Below are 21,150 nucleotides of genomic sequence, written 5' to 3'. Positions count from 1 at the left end.
CCATGACCCAAGTACTCGACAAGCCGGTGGAGTTGAGAGCACCCGTCTCACCGGCCGAACGCACCGCCCGCCGCAAGGCCCTCCTGGAGTGGATCGCGGTCCACTCCCTCGGCGTGGCCGCCGCCCTCTTCTTCACCCTGCCCTTCGTCTTCGTGTTCCTGACCTCGCTGATGAGCGACACCCAGGCGCTCAGCCGCGATCTGATCCCGCACACCTGGGAGTGGGGCAACTACAAGAAGGTCTTCGACACACCCGGCTTCCTCACCTGGTGGAAGAACACGCTGATCTACGCGGGTCTGGGCACCGTCCTGACCGTCGTGTCGTCGATCCCGGTCGCCTACGCCCTCGCCAAGTTCCGCTTCCGGGGCCGCAACCTGTCCCTGATGCTGGTGATCTCGATGATGATGCTGCCACCACAGGTGATCATCATCCCGATGTACCTGTTCTGGGCGAAGCAGCTGGACCTGTCCGGCACGCTGTGGCCGCTGATCATCCCGATGGCGTTCGGCGACGCCTTCTCCATCTTCCTGCTGCGCCAGTTCCTGATGACCATCCCGAACGAGTACCTGGACGCGGCGAAGGTCGACGGCTGCGGTGATCTGCGCACCCTGCTCAAGGTCGTCCTGCCCATGGCGAGGCCGGGCATCGCCGCCGTCGCGCTCTTCCAGTTCTTCTACGCCTGGAACGACTACTTCGGCCCGCAGATCTACGCCTCGGAGAACCCGGGGGCGTGGACCCTCAGTTACGGCCTGGAGTCGTTCAAGGGCGCGCACCACACCGACTGGAACCTCACCATGGCCGCGACGGTGCTGGTCATGGCCCCCGTGATCCTCGTCTTCTTCCTCGCCCAAAGGGCGTTCGTCGAGGGCGTCACGCTCACCGGAGTGAAGGGCTAGCAACACATGAAACTCACCGTGGTCGGCGGAGGCTCGACCTACACACCCGAACTCGTCGACGGGTTCGCGCGGCTGAGGGACACCCTGCCCGTCGAGGAGCTGGTCCTCGTCGACCCGGCCGCCGAACGCCTGGAGCTGGTGGGCGGACTCGCCCGGCGCATCTTCGCCAAGCAGGGACACCCCGGCCGCGTCGTGACGACGAGCGACCTGGACCAGGGGGTCGAGGGCGCCGACGCCGTGCTGCTCCAGCTGAGAGTGGGCGGCCAGACCGCGCGCGAACAGGACGAGACCTGGCCGCTGGAGTGCGGCTGCGTCGGCCAGGAGACCACCGGCGCGGGCGGTCTCGCCAAGGCGCTGCGCACGGTCCCGGTGGTCCTGGACATCGCCGAGCGGGTCCGCCGCGCCAACCCGCAGGCCTGGATCATCGACTTCACCAACCCGGTCGGCATCGTCACCCGCGCGCTTCTGCAGGAGGGCCACCGGGCGGTCGGTCTGTGCAACGTGGCGATCGGCTTCCAGCGCAGGTTCGCCGCCCTGCTCGGTGTCACTCCGCCCGACGTCCACCTCGACCATGTGGGCCTCAACCACCTCACCTGGGAGACCGGTGTGCGCCTGGGCGGCCCCGAGGGCGAGAACGTGCTGCCGAAGCTGATCGCCGAGCACGGCGACTCGATCATCGAAGGCATGGGGCTGCCGCGCGCCCTCCTCGACCGGCTCGGCGCGGTCCCGTCGTACTACCTGCGCTACTACTACGCGCACGACGAGGTCGTACGGGAACTGAGGACGAAGCCGTCGCGCGCCGCCGAGGTGGCGGCCATGGAGCGGCAACTGCTGGAGATGTACGGCGACCCGGCACTCGACGAGAAGCCCGCGCTGCTCGCCAAGCGCGGCGGTGCCTACTACTCGGAGGCCGCGGTCGACCTCGCCGCGTCCCTGCTGGGCGGAGGGGGATCGCCCTACCAGGTGGTGAACGCGTACAACAAGGGCACGCTGCCCTTCCTGCCCGACGACGCGGTCATCGAGGTGCAGGCGGCCGTGGGCCCGCACGGACCGACGCCCCTGCCCGTGCCCGCCGTGGACCCGTTGCACGCAGGCCTGATGGCGAACGTGACGGCGTACGAGGAGCTGGCTCTGGAGGCGGCCCTGCTCGGCGGCCGGGACCGCGTCTTCCGTGCCCTGCTCGCCCACCCCCTCATCGGCCAGTACGAGTACGCCGAAGCCCTCACCGACCAGCTGATCGCGCACAACCGGGAGCACCTCGCGTGGGCCTGACCGCAAGTGTCCTCGCCATCGACGCGGGCAACAGCAAGACCGACGTCGCCGTCGTGGCCGAAGACGGCGAGGTCCTCGGAACCGCTCGGGGCGGGGGCTTCCGCCCTCCGGTCGTGGGTGTCGCGGCGGCCGTGGACGCCCTGGGCGAGGCCGTCGGGCAGGCCTTCGCCCGTGCCGGGGTCACGGCGGCCGGCCATGTCTCGGCCTGTCTCGCCAACGCGGACCTGCCGGTGGAGGAGGAGCAGTTGGCGGCCGCGCTGCACGCGCGCGCGTGGGGGACGACCGTCGAGGTGCGCAACGACACCTTCGCCATCCTGCGGGCCGGTGTCGCCGAGCCCCGGGGGGTGGCGGTCGTCTGCGGCGCCGGGATCAACTGCGTCGGCATGCGCCCCGACGGACGCACGGCGCGCTTCCCCGCGATCGGCCGTATCTCCGGTGACTGGGGCGGCGGTTGGGGACTGGCGGAGGAGGCCCTGTGGTGGGCGGCCCGCGCGGAGGACGGCCGGGGCGGGCCCACGGAGCTGGCGCGCACCCTGCCGGCGCACTTCGGGCTCGACACCATGTACGCGCTCATCGAGGCGCTCCACCTGGAGCACATCGCCCACGACCGGCGCCATGAGCTGACGCCGGTGCTGTTCGCCACGGCCGTGCAGGGCGATCCGGTGGCCCGCGCGATCGTCGACCGGCTCGCGGAGGAGGTGGTCGCCATGGCGGCGGTCGCGCTGACCCGGCTCGACCTGCTCGACGAGGAGGCACCGGTGCTGCTCGGCGGCAGCATCCTCGCCGCCCGCCACCCCCAACTCGACGACCGCATACGGGAACTGCTGGCCGACCGGGCCCCCAAGGCGGCCCCGCGGGTGGTCACGGCCCGCCCGGTGCTCGGCGCGGCCCTGCTGGGCCTGGACCACCGACACGCCCCGAAGGAGGCACACGCGCGCGTACGGACGTACTACGAGGACGCATGACCCTTGCCCCGGCGCCCTCTACGGCCGCCGGCCCCCGGGAACCGAACACAGGCACTCCGCGTATTCATGGACAGGGTGGGGCGACGAACGGCGTGACCGGCGTCCGGCACAAACGCTGCGATCCGGAAACAAGATCGTATAAAGGCCTGTGCGGATACCGGTCCCGGCGGCGATACTTGCCGCCGTGCGCCTGCGTCCGCTCCCACGCTCCGGACGGAGGTGACGGACGGATGACCATGGGGGAGGTCAAGTGACACAACCGCAGCAGGGCGGCGCTCCACCTGCGACGCCCACGATGCCCGCCGTACCGCGGCAGGCCACGTCCGCGGTACGGACGGCCCTCGTGTCACCGGGCCGCACGGCCTTCGCCGAGGGCGTCGACCGGTTGCGCACCGCCGCGACCACCGAGCCCGGGCGGCTGCGCGTCATCGGTGCCGTCCTCGCCCTCGTCGTCGTCGCGTTCGGGGCCGTCACCGCCTGGCAGACAACCGACCGGGCGAATGCGGCGGACGACGTGCTGCACAGCAGCCAGCCGCTCAGCGCGGGCGCCGCCGACATCTACCGCTCCCTCGCGGACGCCAACACGACGGCCTCCAGCGGATTCCTGTCGGGTGGTCAGGAACCCGCCGCGACCACCGCGCGGTACGACAAGGACATCAGGACGGCCGCCGCCGGGCTCGTCACCGCAGCCGCGAGCACCGACCCCGGCTCCCCCGCCGCGACCACCATCGCCAAGCTCAACGAACTGCTCCCTCAGTACAAGGGCCTCATCGAGCGGGCCCGGGCCAACAACCGGCTGGGGTTCCCGGTGGGCGGCGCCTATCTGCGGGCGGCCAACGAGTTGATGCAGCAGGAGATGCTGCCGAAGGCGCAGGACCTGTACACCAAGGAGAACCAGCGGCTGCGCTCCGACTACGCGGACGCGACCCCGTACCCCTGGTTCGCCATCGCCCTCGGCGTGCTCATCCTGGCCGCCCTCGGCTGGGCGCAGCGGCGCCACTTCCTGCGTACGAACCGGCTGCTCAACCACGGACTGGTCGCCGGCACGGCCACGGCCGCGATCCTGCTGGTGTGGCTCGTCGTGGGCCACAGCGTCGCCCGCGCCGGGCTGGACTCCTCGTACGCCCACGGCGTCCGCTCGCTGGACGTGCTGCACGACGCGCGCATCGCCTCCCTGAACGCGCGCGGCAACGAGAACCTCACGCTGGTCAGCCGCGGCGCCGAGACCAAGCAACTGCCCGACGGCACGGTCGAGGACGCGTACGACTACGCGTTCCAGCAGGACATGAAGACGCTCTCCGCCGGGCTCGCCCGGGCCGTGTCCCTGGCCGACGACCGGGCGGGCGAGCAGCCCGTGACGGCCGCGACCGGCAACATGAAGGTCTGGCAGCAGCGTCACAAGCAGGCCAGGACCGCCGACGACGACGGCGACTACCAGGCCGCCCTGAAGAAGATCATCGGCTCCGGGGCGGACCAGCCGACGGGCGAGTGCTTCGACAGCGTGGACGCGAACCTGGCGAAGGCACTGGGGCACGAGGAGAGCGAGTTCCGCCAGTCGGCCAGCGGTGGCCGGAATGCGATGACCGGGCTCCCGGCGGGCGCGGCGGTCCTCGCGCTGCTGGGCGCTTCGGGCACGCTGCTGGGTATCGGGCGCAGGCTTTCGGAGTACCGGTGAGAGGGGGAGCGGCGATGATCACACGGCGCCTGAGGGCGAGCCTGAAGGGCTGGGGCGGTGTGGGGGCGATGCTGGTCGCCTGCGTCCTCACCGCGGTCTTCGCGCTGCTTCTGCCGCTGAGCGGGGCGGGCGTGGACGGCTCCACCGGGACGAACGGCCAGGGCCTCGCCGAGGGCACGCAGGCGAAGGCCGACTCCTGCGGCGGCCACCCGGAGCGGCTGAGCCCGCCGCCGTCCGGCGACGAGAGCGGCCGGGCGGTCACGGCCATCAAGACGCGCGGCTATCTGTCGGTGGGCGTGGACCAGAACAGCTACCGCTGGGGCTACCGGGACCCCAACGCCAAGGGCGGCGACCTCGAGGGCTTCGACATCGACCTCGCGCACGAGATAGCTCGGGCGATCCTCGGCGATCCGAACGCCGTGCGTTTTCACGCCATCCCCACCAACCAGCGCATTCCGGCGATCAAGAGCGGGCAGGTGGACATGGTGGTGCGCACCATGACGATCACCTGCGACCGGCTGCGGGAAGTCGCCTTCTCGGACCCGTATTTCACCACCGGCCAGCAGGTCCTCGCCCCGAAGGGGTCCGGCATCACGGGCTACGACAAGTCGCTCGCCGGCAAGAGGATCTGCTCGGCGGAGGGGTCGACGGCCAACACCAGGCTGGCGGACGACAAGAAGGCCGGCCGGCTGGCGGCGTCCACCGATATCTCCACCACCGTCCCCAATCAGCTCGACTGCTTGGTGCGGCTGCAGCTCGGCGAGGTCGACGCGGTCGTCACCGACGGCGCGCTCGCGGCGAGCCAGGCGGCCCAGGACCCGACGGTCGAACTCAAGGGGAAGCCCTTCACGACCGAGTACTACGGCGTGGCGATGAACAAGGACTCCAAGGATCTGGTACGCCGGGTCAACCAGGTGCTGGTGGACTACCGCAAGACCGGCTGGCAGACCTCGTACGACAAGTGGTTGTCCCAGACGCTCGGCGCCGACTCGGCGTCGTCTCAGCCGCCTTCCTCCTGACCGAGGCAACCGGCCTGATACCACTGGAGAGTTACCCCGGCGCACCGGACAGCGCGCACTGGGCACGACGAGACGAGAGGTGATCGATGGGCGTCGCGGGACCCACCGGGCCGGTGATGGACCGGGACGAGGTGGACCGTGCGCTGGCGCGGCTCGGCTCGGAGCACGAGGCCATAGAGACCTCGCTTCTCGCCCTGCAGGACCACGCGGGCCGCAGACTCCTCGAGGGTGCCGAGCTGACGGGCGTCACCAAGGAGCGCTGGACGTCGACAGAGGCGTCGATCACCCTGCTGTGGACGTACTTCGACGCCTATGCGGACGCTCTGCGCCGCGCGCGGGAGATCCGCGCCCGCCGCCGCTGGTCCAGCCGCGAGGACCTGGTCGAGCTGACCGACCTGCTGCGCGGTTCCGGCGTGACCGTGGCGGGCAGCGCGTCGGCGACCGCGAACGCGCCGACGCTCGCGGGTTCCGGCAGGCTCAGCGAGCAGTTCACGCTGGCACAGCTCGTGGAGCGGATGAACGAGCTGTACGCGGCCTCGCTGGACATGGTCGTCGCCGCCGACGCGGTGTGGTCCGCGCTGCCCGCCCGAATCGATTTACTGGCCGCGGAGTTGCAGCGCACCCGCCGACTGGCGCACTCCGTGGGCGTACGCCCGGGTGAGCATCCGGCCGGCGACGACCTGGAGTGCATCACGCGCACGCTGACGAACCTGCGCGAGCAGGTGGTCTCCGACCCGCTGGCGTACTGGGTCCCGACGCAGGGGAGTTCGGCGCCCGGCGGCGGTCGGCCGGACACGACGGCGTACGACCGTGAGGCGCGCGCCCTGGAGGACGTGCGTCGGGAGATCGACGCGGTCCTGGCGGTCCGTCAAGATGCCGAGACCCGTCTCGTCAAGCTGCGCGACCTGCTCAGCCGTGCCGATCGCACGCTGTCGGAGGCCCGCAGCGCGCGCGGTGAGGTCCTCGCGAAGATCGCCGCCTCGGAGGTGCCCGCGGTCAGCGGTCCGCCGACCGTGCTGCAGGAACAGCTGGCGACCGCCGCCGAGTACCGCAGAAACGCCCAGTGGCACCGGCTCTCACCGCTCCTCGAGTCGCTGGAGCAGAGGGCGGAGGACGAACTGCTGCGGGCCCGCGAGTCCCTGACGGCGGTCACCGCGCCCCTGGCCGTCCGCGCCGAGCTGCGCGGCCGCCTGGACGCGTACAAGGCGAAGGTCGCCCGGCACGGCCTCGCGGAGGACCCGGTGCTGGTCGAGCGGTACGACGCGGCGCGCCGCATGCTGTGGAGCGCGCCCTGCGACCTCAGAGTCGCCGAACAGGCGGTGCTGCGCTACCAGCAGGCGACCGCCGAGCTGCTCGGTCCGTGCGTGCCCCAGCAGGGCGAGCCGGCCGACCGGAGGGGGGAAGCATGAGTCAGGCAGGACAGAAGTGCCAGCGGCCCGGCTGCGAGGGGTCGTACGAGGACGTGGGCGGCGGCGAGCTGTACTGCGACACGTGCGGACTCGCGCCGGTCGTCTCGGTGACGGGCATGGTCGGCCCGTCCGCCACGGGTGTCACCGCGGGCGGCAAGGGCTCACAGGGCTCGGAAAGCGCGGGGTCGGGGGCCAGCTCCCGCACCTCGTCGCGGTCCTCCCAGTCCCGCCGCTCGGTCTCGGGACGGCTCACGGGCCGCTCTTCCAGCCGCTCGGTGTCGGTCCGCAGCTCCGGTTCGACGAGCGGGACTTCGGGGCGCAGCCGGCTCGGTCTCGGCCTGGTCCAGGTCCCGGACGTGCCGCGGCCCGACCCCCGTGCCATGGTCCTCGAGAACCCCGAAGTCCCCGAGCGCAAGCGGTTCTGCTCGCGTTCCGACTGCGGGGCCCCCGTGGGGCGGTCGCGCGGCGAGAAGACCGGGCGCACCGAAGGGTTCTGCACCAAGTGCGGCCACCCCTACTCGTTCGTGCCCAAGCTGCACGCCGGGGACATCGTGCACGGCCAGTACGAGGTTGTGGGCTGCCTCGCGCACGGCGGGCTCGGCTGGATCTACCTCGCGGTGGACCGCGCGGTCTCCGACCGGTGGGTGGTCCTCAAGGGCCTGCTCGACACCGGCGACCAGGACGCGATGGCCGCGGCGATCTCCGAGCGGCGCTTCCTCGCGGAGATCGAGCACTCCAACATCGTGCGCATCTACAACTTCGTGGAGCACCTCGACCAGCGCACCGGCTCACTCGACGGCTACATCGTCATGGAGTACGTCGGCGGCAAGTCCCTCAAGGAGATCGCCAACTCCCGCCGCACCCCGGACGGAAGCCGCGATCCGTTGCCGGTCGAGCAGGCGTGCGCATACGGCATCGAGGCGCTCGAGGCCCTCGGCCATCTGCACAGCCGCAACCTCCTGTACTGCGACTTCAAGGTCGACAACGCGATCCAGACCGAGGACCAGCTCAAGCTGATCGACATGGGCGCGGTACGCCGGATGGACGACGACGAGTCGGCCATCTACGGCACGGTCGGCTACCAGGCGCCGGAGGTCGCGGAGGTCGGTCCGTCGGTGGCGAGCGACCTCTACACGGTCGCGCGCACCCTCGCCGTGCTCACCTTCGACTTCCAGGGCTACACGAGCGTCTACGTGGACTCCCTGCCCGACCCGGACAGCATCGAGGTCCTCCGCCGGTATGAGTCCTTCTACCGCCTGCTGGTGCGCGCCACCGACCCCGACCCGGCCCGCCGGTTCGCGTCCACGCAGGAGATGTCGGAGCAGCTGACGGGAGTGCTGCGGGAGGTCGTCGCCCTCCAGACGAACCGCCCGCGGCCCGCTCTGTCGACGCTGTTCGGGCCCGAGGTCAAGGTCACGGACACGGAGCTGTTCCCGAGGCTGGACGGGGACGTGTCGCGGCTGGGGGCCAGAGTGGTGGCGCCCCGGCGCCGCCGTGGGACCGCCGAGGGCTCCGGCGCTCTCGCGTCCACCGGCGCCCCCTCTTCGCTCTCTCCTGCCGCCCTGTCCTCCGCCGTCACGGGTTCCGGTGGGGGCGGGTGGCCGGGCGCCGCAGGCACGGGCGGACCAGCCGCCGACGGTTCCGCCACGCCCGCCGTCGTCAAGACGGTCGACGCCTCCGCCGCCGCGCTCGCACTGCCGGTCCCCCACGTCGACCCCGGCGACCCCAACGCCGGTTTCCTCGCCGGTCTCATGGCCTCCGCGCCCTCGGAGCTCATCACCGCGCTGCACGCCGCGCCCGTGAACTCCCTGGAGCTGCGCCTGCGCGAACTGCGGGCCCGGCTGGAGATGGGCGAGGCGGACGCCGCCGGACGGGCCCTGGAGGCGCTGGAGGCGGACCACCCCGACGACTGGCGGGTCGTGTGGTACCGCGGTGCCACCGCGCTGGTCACCGGCGACCACGAGGGCGCCGCGCTCTCCTTCGACGCGATCTACGACGCCTTCCCCGGCGAGCCCGCCCCGAAGCTCGCCCTCGCCCTGTGCGCGGAGGTCCTCGGCCAGCTTGACAACGCCGCCGAGTACTACGGACTCGTATGGACGACCGACCCCAGTTACGTCAGTTCGGCGTTCGGCCTGGCCCGCGTCCAGCTCGCCTCCGGTGACCGCCGCGGTGCTGTTCGCACCCTGGAGTCCGTGCCCGAGGCCTCCATCCACTACACAGCCGCCCGTGTCGCCGCCGTGCGGGCACGGCTGCGACACCGTACGGGCCAGGGCCCCGACCCGGCCTTTCTGGACGACCTCGTGGCCGCCGCGGGACAGGTCCAGGCGCTGGAGGCGTACGGCCTGGACGCCGTGCGGCGCGAGCAGTTGTCCACAGAGGTCCTCGGTTGCGCCCTGGACTGGGTACTCTCCGGTAGCCAGGCCTCCGAGCCGTCGGCGGCACCGGGTGGGCGGGCGCTGCTCGGCAGCGACCTGGACGAGCGCGGCCTCCGCTTCGGCCTGGAGCGTTCGTACCGGACGCTGGCCAGGCTCGCGCAGGGCGGCGAGGAGAGGATCGACCTGGTGGAACGAGCCAACCGTTACCGCCCCCGGACGTGGGTGTGATCGATGTCGCAGATGCCCCAGCCGACAGCCCTTTCGAGGTGCCCCAGTTGTGAGGAGCCCCTCGAGTCGGGCGACCGCTACTGCGGGGCCTGCGGGTACGACCTGTCGGTGGTGCCCGCCCCGCCAGCGGACACCCCGACGCTCACCATGAACAGCACAGCACCGCACCCGCGTTCGGAGGCGGATTCCGTGGACTGGCCCGCCGCACCCCCGTCGGGCGGCCCCGGTGTGCCCGCACCGGTGCATCTGCCGACCGACATCCAGGGCACCGACTCGGGCGGCTCCCAGCTGCCCGCCGCGTCCACGGCGAAGGACGTCTCCAGGGGCGTGCGGTTCGACCGTCCGTCGGAGCCCGACGACTACCACCTCGCGGCCCCGCAGCCCGTCGACCCGCGCACCGCCGTCCCGGCCACTCCGCCTTCCGGCACCAAGGTCTGCGTGGCCTGCCGCGCGGGGAACGTGGACGACGACGGCTACTGCGAGAACTGCGGCCACGCCCAGCCGCGCGAACGCGACCACGTGGAGCAGGAGTTGGGAGCGGTGGCCGCGGTCAGCGACCGGGGCCTGCGCCACCACCGCAACGAGGACGCGTTCGCCGTCTCCTCGACCGCGCTGCCCGACGGCTCGCCCGCCGTCGTCGCGATCGTCTGCGACGGCGTCTCCTCCGCGACCCGCCCCGACGAGGCGTCGCTCGCCGCCGCCCGCGCGGCGAACGAGGAGCTGCTGGACGCCCTGCCGCGCGGCACCCACCCCCAGCAGGCCATGCACGAGGCCATCGTGACCGCCTCGCACGCCGTCAACGCACTGGCCACCGAGCCGGAGACGGCCCAGGAGCACACCCCGCACCAGAACGCGCCCGCCTGCACCCTCGTCGGCGCGGTGGTCACCAGCAGCCTGCTCGTCGTCGGCTGGGTCGGCGACAGCCGCGCCTACTGGATCCCGGTCGACCGATCGGCCCCGCCGGCCCGGCTCACCGAGGACGACTCGTGGGCCGCGCAGATGGTCGCCGCGGGCCTGATGAGCGAGGCCGAGGCGTACGCCGACGAGCGCGCCCACGCGATCACCGGCTGGCTCGGCGCGGACGCGTACGAACTGGAGCCGCACACCGCTTCGTTCAAGCCGGACCGTCCGGGTGTGGTCGTGGTCTGCACGGACGGGCTGTGGAACTACGCGGAGGCCGCCGAGGAGATGGCCGAGGTGGTGCCGCCCGGCGCCGAACTGCGGCCGCTGCACACCGCACAGGTGCTCGTGGGGCACGCCCTGGACGGCGGGGGCCACGACAACGTAACAGTGGCCGTGCTCCCGTTCCCCGCCCCTCCGCAGGGGGCAGGATCCGCCTGAGGCGTGCCCCGTGGGCACACCCGTGGCCGGCGAGAACGGCCCTAGGACCGGAGGGGACCGGTCCGCAACCAGTCATCACCCCACGGCGGTGGGGTCCTCTAGGGGGATCAGAGAAGGCATGGCCAATTTCTCGAAGTCGAACGTGCCGCAGTTCTCGGTGGACGTCTACCAGAACGAGTACCTGCCGGAGGGCGGCCGGGAGGTCAACGCCATCGTGACGGTCACGGCGACCGGCGGCGGTACCACCGGAAGCGCCGTCGCCGCGCCCCACCTCTACACGCCCGGGCACGGCCCGAGCGCCGCCGTGGCGATCATGGTCGACTGCTCCGGGTCGATGGACTACCCGCCGACCAAGATGCGCAACGCACGCGACGCGACGGCCGCGGCCATCGACACCCTGCGCGACGGTGTGCACTTCGCGGTGATCGGCGGCACCCATGTGGCCAAGGAGGTCTACCCGGGCGGAGGGCGGCTCGCCGTCGCCGACGCGACCACGCGCGACCAGGCGAAGCAGGCGCTGCGCAGGCTCAGCGCCGGCGGCGGCACCGCGATCGGCACCTGGCTGCGCCTCGCCGACCGACTGCTGTCCTCGGCCGATGTCTCCATACGCCACGGCATCCTGCTCACCGACGGCCGCAACGAGCACGAGTCGCCCACCGACCTGAAGGCCGCGCTGGACGCCTGCGCCGGCCGTTTCACCTGTGACGCGCGTGGAGTGGGCACCGACTGGGAGGTCAAGGAGGTCACCGGGATCGCCTCCGCGCTGCTCGGCACCGCCGACATCGTCGCCGACCCGGCCGCCCTCGCCGCCGACTTCACGCAGATGATGGAGACGGCGATGGGCAAGGAGGTCGCCGATGTCTCGCTGCGGCTGTGGACGCCTCTCGGGACGGAGATCAAGTTCGTCAAGCAGGTCGCACCCGCCGTCGAGGACCTGACCGCCCGCCGGACCGAGGCGGGCCCGCGCGCCGGGGACTACCCCACCGGCTCCTGGGGCGACGAGTCCCGTGACTACCACGTGTGCGTCCGGGTCCCGGCCGCGAACATCGGCCAGGAGATGCTGGCCGCACGGGTGTCCCTGGTGATACCGCAGGGCGACGGCAGCGCCCAGAACCTCGGCGCCCAGGGGCTCGTACGGGCCGTGTGGACCGACGACATGACGGCGTCCACGTCGATCAACCCCCAAGTCGCGCACTACACGGGCCAGGCCGAACTGGCACAGGTCATCCAACAAGGACTGGATCTACGCAAAGCGGGCGATTTCGATGGCGCAACGGCCAAGCTGGGCCGCGCCGTTCAGCTCGCCAGCGTCTCGGGAAACGCGGATACTGCGAAACTGCTTGCCAAGGTGGTGGACGTGGTCGATGCCACGACAGGTACTGTGCGACTGAAGACAAAGGTCGCGGAGGCCGACGAGATGACTCTCGAGACACGGTCCACAAAGACTGTTCGTGTAAAGAAGTGACCTGAAGGTCCTGCCAGCAACGAGCCCGACCCCGCGGGGTCGGAGACCCACACCGGCCCCAGCGGCCGGAGAAGGAGAGGGGGAAGCGCCGACATGCCGACCTGCCCGAACGGACACCAGTCGGGTTCCGACGACTGGTGCGAGGTCTGCGGTCACCGTATGGCCGGTGCCGTGCCCCCGCCGCCTCCGCCGCCGCCCACCACCGGTTACGGCTATCCGCCGCCGGGTTCGCCCCCGCCGCCTCCGGGCGCGGGCGGCCGGCCCGGTGGACGGCCGATGTCCGCCGCACCGGACTCCGGACCGGAACTCTGCCCGCAGTGCCGTACGCCCCGCGAGGGCGGCGCGCCGTTCTGCGAGGAGTGCCGGTGGAACTTCCTGACCAACACGGCGACCTCGTACACCCCCGCCGCACCGCGCCCGTCGGCGCCCAACCCGGCCCTGCGCTTCCAGCAGGGCGGGCAGACCGTGCCCGGCCCCGACTCGTTCGACTACGAGAGGTCCCGCCCCTCGCAGGTGAACCGGCCCGCGGAACCGATTCCTCCGGGGCCGGCCTTCGGCGACGAGCCGTCCGGTCCGACCGGCTTCGGCGGAGGGGGCCCGCGCCAGTCCGGGTACGGCGGCGATTCCCCGCGACCGTCCGTCTTCGGCGGCGACCCCTCATCCCCGTCCGCCTTCGGTGGGGATCGCTCGAATCCGGCTCCGCCGCCGCCCGGGCCCAGGACAGGTGGCCCCGGCGGTCCGCGGACCGGTGCCCCGGAAGCGCCCTCGGCCTTCCAGGGCGGTGCCCCCTCCGCCTTCCAGCGGCAGGCCCCGCCTCCCCCGCCGCCGACCCAGGGCTTCCCGCCCGTTCCGCCGCAGCCCGGCGGTCCGTCCTTCGGCGGCGGTGACGACGACTGGGTGATCTCGCCTCCGTCGTCCTCCCCGGCCACCGGGGCGGCCGGCGGTCCGGCGGGCCCCGGTGCCGGTCAGGGCGGGGGCTACGGCTACCCGCAGCCCGGTTCCGGCCAGGCCGCGCCGCCTCCCTACGAGCAGCAGCCGCTCACCTGGACCGCGACCATCGGTCCGGACCGCGAGTACTTCATGGCGATGATGCAGCGCTCCGGCCCCGAGGCCGCAGGCCTCAACCTGCCGGCGTACTCCCCGGAGCAGCAGCGCACCCTCACCGGCAACCAGGTCACCATCGGCCGGCGGCGCCACTCCACCGGTGACACCCCGGACATCGACCTGTCCGTGCCGCCGGAGGACCCGGGCGTCTCGCACCAGCACGCGCTCCTGGTCCAGCAGCCGGACGGCTCCTGGGCGGTCGTCGACCAGAACTCCACGAACGGCACCACGGTCAACGGCGGCGAGGAGCCCATCCAGCCCTTCGTTCCGGTACCCCTCCAGGACGGGGACCGGGTGCACGTGGGCGCGTGGACAACGATCACGATCCGCCGGGGCTGAGCACTCAGGGCCGCGTGCGCGTACGGGACTCCTCACAGGCTCTCGTACGCGTGCGCGGCCGTGGCTTCTCACCTGTTCTTCTCTGCTCTTCTGCGGCCCGTCTCCACGGGCTGGTGTGCCGGGCCGGTGTTCCGGCATGGCGTTCCCTGGCGGCGTTTCCGGGCCCTTGTGCGGCTTTCGCGTCGCAGGGTTCGGGTTGCCGGTCGTTCGGCATTCACGCGCGATGTTCTTGGATGTGGTTCCCCGTGCGGCCTTGCGGTCGGGTGGTCAGGGGCGTGGCCAGGGTGTGCGGCCGGTAGCAGGTCCTGAGGCGCACTCCGACACCCCCTCCCGCCCCCACGCGTGGCTGCTCGGGACCATGCGGCCGGCTCCCGGTCACGGGCATCCCGACTGCCCGATCATGGGCGCTACCGACTGCCCACCCAGTGGGCGGTTCAGGAGGTGGTCCTAAGCCTTGGGACCTCGGTCGTCGCGTCTGAGACCATGGACGACGTGAGAGAGATTCGGCGCGGCACGCTGCAGGAGCAGACCTTCTACGAGCAGGTCGGCGGTGAGGAGACCTTCCGCCGTCTCGTGCACCGCTTCTACGAGGGGGTGGCCGAGGATCCGGACCTGCGGGCCATGTATCCGGAGGAGGATCTGGGCCCGGCCGAGGAGCGCTTCACCCTGTTCCTGATCCAGTACTGGGGCGGCCCGACGACCTACGGCCAGAAGCGCGGCCATCCGCGCCTGCGCATGCGCCACGCCCCGTTCACCGTGAACCAGGCCGCCCATGACGCCTGGCTCAAGCACATGCGGGTCGCCGTGGACGAACTCGGCCTCTCCGAGGAGCACAGCACCACGCTGTGGAACTACCTGACGTACGCGGCGGCGTCGATGGTGAACAGCCCGGAGTGAGTCCGAGAGGTCCGGGCCGGGGCCGGGGACTCCCGGCCCGCAGGCTTGCTGCCCGGCGGCGGATTCCCGCCGTCAGCGGACGCTGACGCCCAGGGCGCCGAGCCCGGCCCGCCGCACGGCGATCGAGCCGTACGGTGTCCGCAGCCTCAGCCACGTGCCCGACGAGAACAACCCCAGCGGCTCGGTGCCGGACGCCGACCGCGGTACGGGGCGGAGGAAGCCGAGCGACTGCGCCGCGTGCGCGGCCCGCACCGGCAGCTCGGTGTCGCCGATCGCGCGGGACCAGATCTCTCTGCCGATCCGGTCGAGTTCGGTACGCGTGCGCCGCTCGGGGGCCAGCTCCTGTGTACGCGAACGGAATTCCGCGACCGCCGCGGCCACGGTCGCCCGCAGCACGTCGGGGGCGGGCAGTCCCGGCTCGGGCCGCCAGCCGCTGCGCGGCGGGAGGACCCCGGCCCACGGCGGCCCGGTGACGGCCGCCGGTACGCCGGCTGTGGCTGCCGGCTCATCGACGGATTCCAGGAGTTCGCCGGCCGAGACGGTCACGTCGAGCCCGACCTCCAGGCCGTTCTCGTACGGCTTGGCCAGCCGTACCGCCCGGACCGCGAGCACCTCGAACGACGGCGGCCGCCCGAACACGGCCAGCGTCGTCCCGGTCGACTGCACACGCACCACCGCACCGCGGTCGTAGTGGATCAGCCTGGCCAGGAAGGCGGCAAGGTCCGCCGCCTCCCCGTCGTCCTCGAGATGGAGCACCGTCATGCGGCGACGGCCTCCTCCTCGTCGTCGTTGTACCCCGCGAGGAACTCCCGCTCCTCGGCGGTGAGCCGCCGCGGCCGCTGTGCCTCGAAGTCGAACGGCACTATCACGGTCGAGGCCCGGACATAGACCTGGTCCGGGTCCTTCACTTCGTAGCCCAGCGTGAAGGACGCGGCCTTGATCTCCATGACCCACAGCTCGATGTCCACCGGCGCGTGCCGGTGGACGAGCTGGCGTTTGTAGTCGATCTCGTGGCGCGCCACCACGGACCCCTGCTTGAACTGCTTGTCCGGGCGGAACAGGAAGTCGATACGGGCTTCCTCCAGGTAGCGGAGGAACACCACGTTGTTGACGTGGCCGTATGCGTCCATGTCCGCCCAGCGCAGAGGGCAGCGGTAGATGTGCCGCAAGATCAGCCCCGGGTCAGCTTCTTGTAGGTGGCACGGTGCGGACGGGCCGCGTCCGGGCCGAGCCGCTCGATCTTGTTCTTCTCGTACGACTCGAAGTTGCCCTCGAACCAGAACCACCTGGAGTCGCCCTCGTAGGCGAGGATGTGGGTGGCGACGCGGTCGAGGAACCACCGGTCGTGGGAGACGACCACGGCACAGCCCGGGAACTCGAGCAGCGCGTTCTCCAGCGACGAGAGCGTCTCGACGTCGAGGTCGTTGGTCGGCTCGTCGAGGAGCAGCAGGTTGCCGCCCTGCTTCAGCGTCAGCGCGAGGTTGAGGCGGTTGCGCTCACCACCGGAGAGAACACCCGCGGGCTTCTGCTGGTCCGGGCCCTTGAAGCCGAACGCCGACACATAGGCCCGCGACGGCATCTCGACCTGGCCGACGTTGATGTAGTCGAGCCCGTCGGAGACGACCTCCCACAGCGTCTTCTTCGGGTCGATGTTCTCGCGGCTCTGGTCGACGTACGAGATCTTGACGGTCTCGCCGACCTTGATCGAACCGGAATCGGGCTCCTCCAGCCCCTGGATCATCTTGAACAGCGTGGTCTTGCCCGCACCGTTCGGACCGATGACGCCGACGATGCCGTTACGCGGCAGGGTGAAGCTGAGGCCGTCGACGAGGACCTTCTCCCCGAAGGCCTTGTTGAGCTTGTCGACCTCGACCACGACGCTGCCCAGACGCGGGCCCGGCGGAATCTGGATCTCCTCGAAGTCCAGCTTCCGCATCTTGTCGGCCTCGGCCGCCATCTCCTCGTAGCGGGCCAGACGCGCCTTGGACTTGGCCTGCCGCCCCTTGGCGTTGGAACGGACCCACTCCAGCTCTTCCTTCAGACGCTTCTGCCGCTTGGCGTCCTTCTGGCCCTCGACCTTCAGGCGCGTGGCCTTGGTCTCGAGGTACGTGGAGTAGTTGCCCTCGTACGGGTAGGCGCGGCCGCGGTCGAGCTCGAGGATCCACTCCGCGACGTTGTCCAGGAAGTACCGGTCGTGGGTGATGGCCACGACGGTGCCCGGGTACTTGGCCAGGTGCTGCTCCAGCCAGTTCACGGACTCGGCGTCGAGGTGGTTGGTGGGCTCGTCGAGCAGCAGCAGGTCGGGCTGCTCCAGCAGGAGCTTGCACAGGGCGACGCGGCGGCGCTCACCACCGGAGAGGTTGGTGACGGGCCAGTCGCCGGGCGGGCAACCCAGGGCGTCCATGGCCTGCTCCAGCTGCGCGTCCAGGTCCCACGCGTTCGCGTGGTCGAGCTGCTCCTGGAGCTTGCCCATCTCGTCCATGAGCTCGTCGGTGTACTCGACCGCCATCTGCTCGGCGATCTCGTTGAACCGGTCGAGCTTGCCCTTGATCTCGGCGACACCCTCCTGGACGTTCTCCAGGACGTTCTTCTCCTCGTTCAGCGGGGGCTCCTGGAGCAGGATGCCGACGCTGTAACCGGGAGTGAGGAAGGCGTCACCGTTCGACGGCTGCTCAAGACCGGCCATGATCTTGAGGACGGTCGACTTACCGGCGCCGTTCGGGCCGACGACGCCGATCTTCGCACCCGGCAGGAAGCTCAGGGTTACGTCGTCGAGAATCACCTTGTCGCCGTGCGCCTTGCGCGCCTTGCGCATGGTGTAAATGAACTCAGCCAAGAGAAACCGTCCGGCAGCTTGAAATCTGGCAGTGGGCAGATACAGCCCATCTTGCCTGACCGCCACCCCTGAGCGGAAACCCGTTACGCCCGGGGCCTCTGACCTGGGGTTTCGCTGGTGGCGGCTGTGGCTCGTCTGTCTCTGTCGGTCGCCGTCGAGTGCCCTTGGGCGCCCTCGCGCGGCCCGGAGACGGCCCGGGAGTGATCAACCGGGCAGCCGAACCTTCACCTGGTGGTTGTGGTGAGCATGATCAATCACTTCGCCCTCCACGTAGGCGCCCATGGCGGGCAGCTCCATCCAGCGCGGCATGGCCGTGGCCTCAGCCAGCGCCACGGCGTTCGGGACACCCTCTATACGGATGAAGACTCCGAAGCGCCGGCGACCGATGACCTCCCCACCGACGCGCGTGCCAACCGGTAGAGCGACGACGGTCGCCTCCCAGCACCGCCGAACCGCCTCGGCCGCCGGCGCCTTGCGGCCCGTGGGCCACACGTACTCGTCCATAGGCAGAACGGCCCGTGAGACAGTCGGGCACGGCTCACCGATCGTCACCGGGGAGAAAGATCCATGAGAGCGCTGCCCGCCGTCACCGGCCGTGATGAGTTCGACGTCCTGGTCGTCAGGACCGACTACCACGACGACCAGGCGTGGCAGGACGTGACAGCGGCGCTGATGGGGCCCTGGGGGGACAGGCAATACGAGGCACACGTCCACTTCGTAGACGACCCGGCCTGGGCAGGAGCGACCGTTGACGAGGTGCTGAATGCGGTCTGCGCCGACGAGAACCTGGCCGTTGTCTTCCTCGCCGACCGGACAACCATGCAGGCCGAAAGCCACGCGTTGCTGGCGGTCACCACGCTGACGCGGGAGGAGTGCGTGGACGACGAAGACTACGAGCAACTGACCGAGTTCGGCCGTGAGTTCCGCACCATCCCCGCAGGGGTCCACGACGTCCACGCAAACCTGAACATCGGCAACCTGGGCTTCGAGGAGTACGCCGCATGGGCTCACGATGATCCTGACGGGATCTACCGGTCTTTCTGAAGAAGGCTCACGGAACTGCGGACAGAGTCAATTTCAGGAATCCTCATCAGCGACGGGTAGTCCGCAGAGGTGTGCGGTTGTCCGCCGCTGTCCGTGGGCGTTGTCACGCAGTCAGACACTCACCCACCCACCCAGGAAGCGGTGTCGTAGGAGTCGGCTAGGTTGCACGGATGACTGCCATGGATCCGCTCGTGCCGGCACTTACCGGTCTGCTCGTCGATGTCGTGTGGTGGCTGGAGAGTTGCGGGGACGAGGAAGTGGATCCCGACTCCGCGGTGAAGATGATGGAGAGCGTCGGCTGGGTGCTGCTGCGACAGCCTATGGACCAACGCCACCGCCTGTTGCAGGTGTTCGCGGACTTGGCCAAAGCTGAGCAAGATCCTGCGCGGCGCCAATTCCTGGAGTCGTTCCCCTTCGCCATCGGCATGGTCGAGGAGCAAGAGAGCTGAGTGCGAGGCCGACCGGTAGGTGCCCGGCTGCCGGTTCAGCCATAACTGGTTACGGGTGGCCTAACCTGCGGCCGTCAAGTCAATCAGAGCGTCCTTCTACGGCCGCAGGCTTCGCCCAGTCGGCGCTGGGTCAGCCCTAAAGCTTTCCGCCTCAGCTTGATGACTCGGCCGTAGTCGCGGTCTCGTGAGGCGTCTCGGAGTCCTCTGGCCAAGATCGCTGGAGACGTCATCGACGAGATCCTCACCGCGCACCTCACGGCTCGTGGTCGCCGTGGCCTCGCGTGAGCAGCGCTACGTACTCCGTTGCAGGGACAGCGTTCGGGAGCGCGGCTTAAGGGTTCAGGGTTTGTCGGGGCAGATCGCCTTGGCCACTTCGCTCAGATCGTTGTTCAGCTGATGATCGCGCCCGGGCAGCCGGTGCACCTGCGCCTGCGGAATCACGCGGGCATAGAGGTCGGCATGCGACGGTAGGGCGGTCTCGTCCTCGAGTCCGTGGAACACATGCACCCGCGCGCCGTGCGGCAGCCTCGCGCCGAGGTCGCCGGGCAGCTCGAACTCGTCGCCTGGCCAGCCGCCCTGACCGACGAACGGGGCGGCGATCAGCACGATCGCCGCTAGCCTGCGCTCCGGGGGCTGCTCGGCGAGTGCATGGATGAGGATCGTCCCGCCCACCGAATGGCCGGCCACGACCGCGCCGTCCTCCAGGTCCGCCATCTCGCGCCGGATCGCCGGGCTCCACCGGGCGTAACTCGGGTCGCCCTCGTCGGGCATACGCGGGTAGCGGACCTCGTGCTCGTCCCCGAGCTCTCGACTCAGGCTGTCGACCAGCTTGTCGTCCCATTCGTCGTGCGCGCCCGCGCCGCCGCCCTGGATGAACAAGATCTGCTGAGTCCCTGTCATGTCGATCGTCCTTTCGTCGATCACATTCCCGCCATGCTCCATCGTGCATCCACCTCTCGGACGTTCCTGTCAAGGCCGGTCCATCCCGCCCCGGGAGAAACTGATCTCCGCCCCGGGAGACGAAGTGGTGGCTCGGCGCGCTATGCCTGAACGACCACCGGTCGACACCGATGCCTGCCACCACAGGGAGGTACGAGAAGGGCCTCATCTCCGCGCCAGAAGTCGGAGCGATCGACCGGCATCGGGATTCGTCGTCCAGCAGAAACGCACGCCCAGCAGACCCGAGCCCGCCGTGATCCATGCGTACGACTGCACGATGATCGCGGGCAGCACGCACCCGATCGGAGACCACGAGGCCCGCGTCGCCCTGACGGATCCGAACGTCGAACCCTGCGTCTTTCTGCCGCCCGGACAGCGAGCTGGGCGTACTGGACTAGAAGCTGTGCATCCCAGCCGGGAATGCGGCGTGCCCAGGTCACGGCAGTCATGGCGAGTTGGCCGCCTCGTTGCCTGGTTGAGGAGTATCGAAGTGATCAGCCACAGCTCGTCGGCCGCCCTGATGCGATCAGTGGGCGGTGGGCGCGGCGGCTGCGGTCGATTCTCTGACAGGCAAGAGGCCCCCGGGGGGTGCCCCTATGCCCTTCGTCAAGCGATCGTGATGATGGCTGGCATGAGGGATGAGGTTGAGGGCCTGGGGCGTGAGAGCCGTCGGGGTGGACGCTGCTGCACTTCGCGGCGGACGCGCTGCGGACGCTCTGCGGGTTCATCCAGGAGGGCCGTCCCGAACTCGATGACGTCGACGCTGACGCCATCAGACTGTACGGATTTCACGTCCGAGGGCCACACGAGCCTGATCCTGCGGACCGGGAAGCGGAGCTGCGCAGGGCCGTGGAAGCCATGAATCCGCCGCGCCTCTACACGCTGAGCCCTGACGGG

19 protein-coding genes are annotated in these 21,150 nt (G+C 70.5%); 14 read left to right on the top strand and 5 right to left on the bottom strand.

Translation table 11 applies throughout. From position 1 onward, the window contains the following. Positions 1-2: 2 nt before the first annotated feature. The 11 genes from ACQEXA_RS36125 (at position 3) to ACQEXA_RS36075 (ending at position 14,985) form a co-directional block, all read left to right on the top strand. Positions 3-896, top strand: a complete 894-nt coding sequence (locus ACQEXA_RS36125) for a carbohydrate ABC transporter permease (protein ID WP_432927798.1) — start codon at positions 3-5, stop codon at positions 894-896. 6 nt (positions 897-902) lie between these two features. Beyond that, on the top strand, positions 903-2,168 hold the full coding sequence (locus ACQEXA_RS36120) for a 6-phospho-beta-glucosidase (RefSeq protein WP_432927800.1): 1,266 nt from the start codon (positions 903-905) through the stop codon (positions 2,166-2,168). Beyond that, positions 2,159-3,133 carry an N-acetylglucosamine kinase gene (locus ACQEXA_RS36115; protein WP_432927802.1) on the top strand — a complete coding sequence of 325 codons (975 nt, stop codon included), beginning with the start codon at positions 2,159-2,161 and terminating at the stop codon, positions 3,131-3,133. Before ACQEXA_RS36120 ends, ACQEXA_RS36115 begins: the two co-directional genes overlap by 10 nt. Positions 3,134-3,428: 295 nt before the next feature. Beyond that, positions 3,429-4,808, top strand: a complete 1,380-nt coding sequence (locus tag ACQEXA_RS36110) for a hypothetical protein (protein ID WP_433134697.1) — start codon at positions 3,429-3,431, stop codon at positions 4,806-4,808. A 14-nt stretch (positions 4,809-4,822) separates the two neighbouring features. Then, complete coding sequence (locus tag ACQEXA_RS36105) at positions 4,823-5,827, top strand: glutamate ABC transporter substrate-binding protein (protein WP_432927804.1); 1,005 nt, start codon at positions 4,823-4,825, stop codon at positions 5,825-5,827. An 86-nt stretch (positions 5,828-5,913) separates the two neighbouring features. Then, positions 5,914-7,236 (top strand): hypothetical protein, encoded by a 1,323-nt coding sequence (locus tag ACQEXA_RS36100; RefSeq protein WP_432927806.1) that lies wholly within the window; start codon positions 5,914-5,916, stop codon positions 7,234-7,236. Then, a complete protein-coding gene (locus ACQEXA_RS36095; protein ID WP_433132150.1) occupies positions 7,233-9,839 on the top strand; it encodes a tetratricopeptide repeat protein in 2,607 nt (868 codons plus the stop codon). The genes ACQEXA_RS36100 and ACQEXA_RS36095 overlap by 4 nt, the downstream gene beginning before the upstream one ends. Positions 9,840-9,842: 3 nt before the next feature. Further along, the gene (locus ACQEXA_RS36090; protein ID WP_433132147.1) at positions 9,843-11,180 is read left to right on the top strand and encodes a protein phosphatase 2C domain-containing protein; all 1,338 of its coding nucleotides are present in this window, start codon (positions 9,843-9,845) and stop codon (positions 11,178-11,180) included. Between the two features lie 118 nt (positions 11,181-11,298). Beyond that, complete coding sequence (locus ACQEXA_RS36085) at positions 11,299-12,645, top strand: vWA domain-containing protein (RefSeq protein WP_432927811.1); 1,347 nt, start codon at positions 11,299-11,301, stop codon at positions 12,643-12,645. Positions 12,646-12,738: 93 nt separating this feature from the next. Next, positions 12,739-14,088: an FHA domain-containing protein gene (locus ACQEXA_RS36080; protein WP_433132145.1), complete on the top strand. Its 1,350-nt coding sequence runs from the start codon at positions 12,739-12,741 to the stop codon at positions 14,086-14,088. A 483-nt stretch (positions 14,089-14,571) separates the two neighbouring features. Continuing rightward, positions 14,572-14,985, top strand: coding sequence for a globin (locus tag ACQEXA_RS36075; protein WP_432927815.1), 414 nt, complete (start codon positions 14,572-14,574; stop codon positions 14,983-14,985). Between the two features lie 72 nt (positions 14,986-15,057). Here ACQEXA_RS36075 and ACQEXA_RS36070 read toward each other — a convergent pair whose 3' ends face one another. From ACQEXA_RS36070 to ACQEXA_RS36055, 4 genes are all read right to left on the bottom strand, one after another. Then, entirely contained in the window at positions 15,058-15,747 is a 690-nt protein-coding gene (locus ACQEXA_RS36070; protein ID WP_432927817.1) for a hypothetical protein, read from the bottom strand. Then, positions 15,744-16,154 (bottom strand): acyl-CoA thioesterase, encoded by a 411-nt coding sequence (locus ACQEXA_RS36065; protein ID WP_433132143.1) that lies wholly within the window; start codon positions 16,152-16,154, stop codon positions 15,744-15,746. The genes ACQEXA_RS36070 and ACQEXA_RS36065 overlap by 4 nt, the downstream gene beginning before the upstream one ends. Positions 16,155-16,156: 2 nt before the next feature. Further along, complete coding sequence (gene ettA / locus ACQEXA_RS36060; protein WP_360999239.1) at positions 16,157-17,821, bottom strand: energy-dependent translational throttle protein EttA; 1,665 nt, start codon at positions 17,819-17,821, stop codon at positions 16,157-16,159. Positions 17,822-18,025: 204 nt separating this feature from the next. Beyond that, positions 18,026-18,325 (bottom strand): hypothetical protein, encoded by a 300-nt coding sequence (locus ACQEXA_RS36055; protein ID WP_432927821.1) that lies wholly within the window; start codon positions 18,323-18,325, stop codon positions 18,026-18,028. 63 nt (positions 18,326-18,388) lie between these two features. On the opposite strand from ACQEXA_RS36055, the gene ACQEXA_RS36050 reads away from it, so the two are divergent. Beyond that, on the top strand, positions 18,389-18,865 hold the full coding sequence (locus tag ACQEXA_RS36050) for a DUF6924 domain-containing protein (protein WP_432927823.1): 477 nt from the start codon (positions 18,389-18,391) through the stop codon (positions 18,863-18,865). 179 nt (positions 18,866-19,044) lie between these two features. After that, positions 19,045-19,314: a hypothetical protein gene (locus ACQEXA_RS36045; RefSeq protein WP_432927825.1), complete on the top strand. Its 270-nt coding sequence runs from the start codon at positions 19,045-19,047 to the stop codon at positions 19,312-19,314. A 339-nt stretch (positions 19,315-19,653) separates the two neighbouring features. On the opposite strand, the gene ACQEXA_RS36040 is transcribed toward ACQEXA_RS36045, so the two are convergent. Continuing rightward, complete coding sequence (locus ACQEXA_RS36040) at positions 19,654-20,214, bottom strand: alpha/beta fold hydrolase (RefSeq protein WP_432927827.1); 561 nt, start codon at positions 20,212-20,214, stop codon at positions 19,654-19,656. On the opposite strand from ACQEXA_RS36040, the gene ACQEXA_RS36035 reads away from it, so the two are divergent. Next, positions 20,213-21,115: a DUF6233 domain-containing protein gene (locus tag ACQEXA_RS36035; RefSeq protein WP_433132141.1), complete on the top strand. Its 903-nt coding sequence runs from the start codon at positions 20,213-20,215 to the stop codon at positions 21,113-21,115. The genes ACQEXA_RS36040 and ACQEXA_RS36035 overlap by 2 nt on opposite strands. The last annotated feature ends 35 nt before the right edge of the window (positions 21,116-21,150 follow it).

Source organism: Streptomyces sp. CA-106110, from assembly GCF_050936285.1.
Lineage (GTDB): Bacteria > Actinomycetota > Actinomycetes > Streptomycetales > Streptomycetaceae > Streptomyces.
Note: the sequence above shows the minus strand (reverse complement) of the source record. Positions and strands in the feature narration are given on the sequence as shown.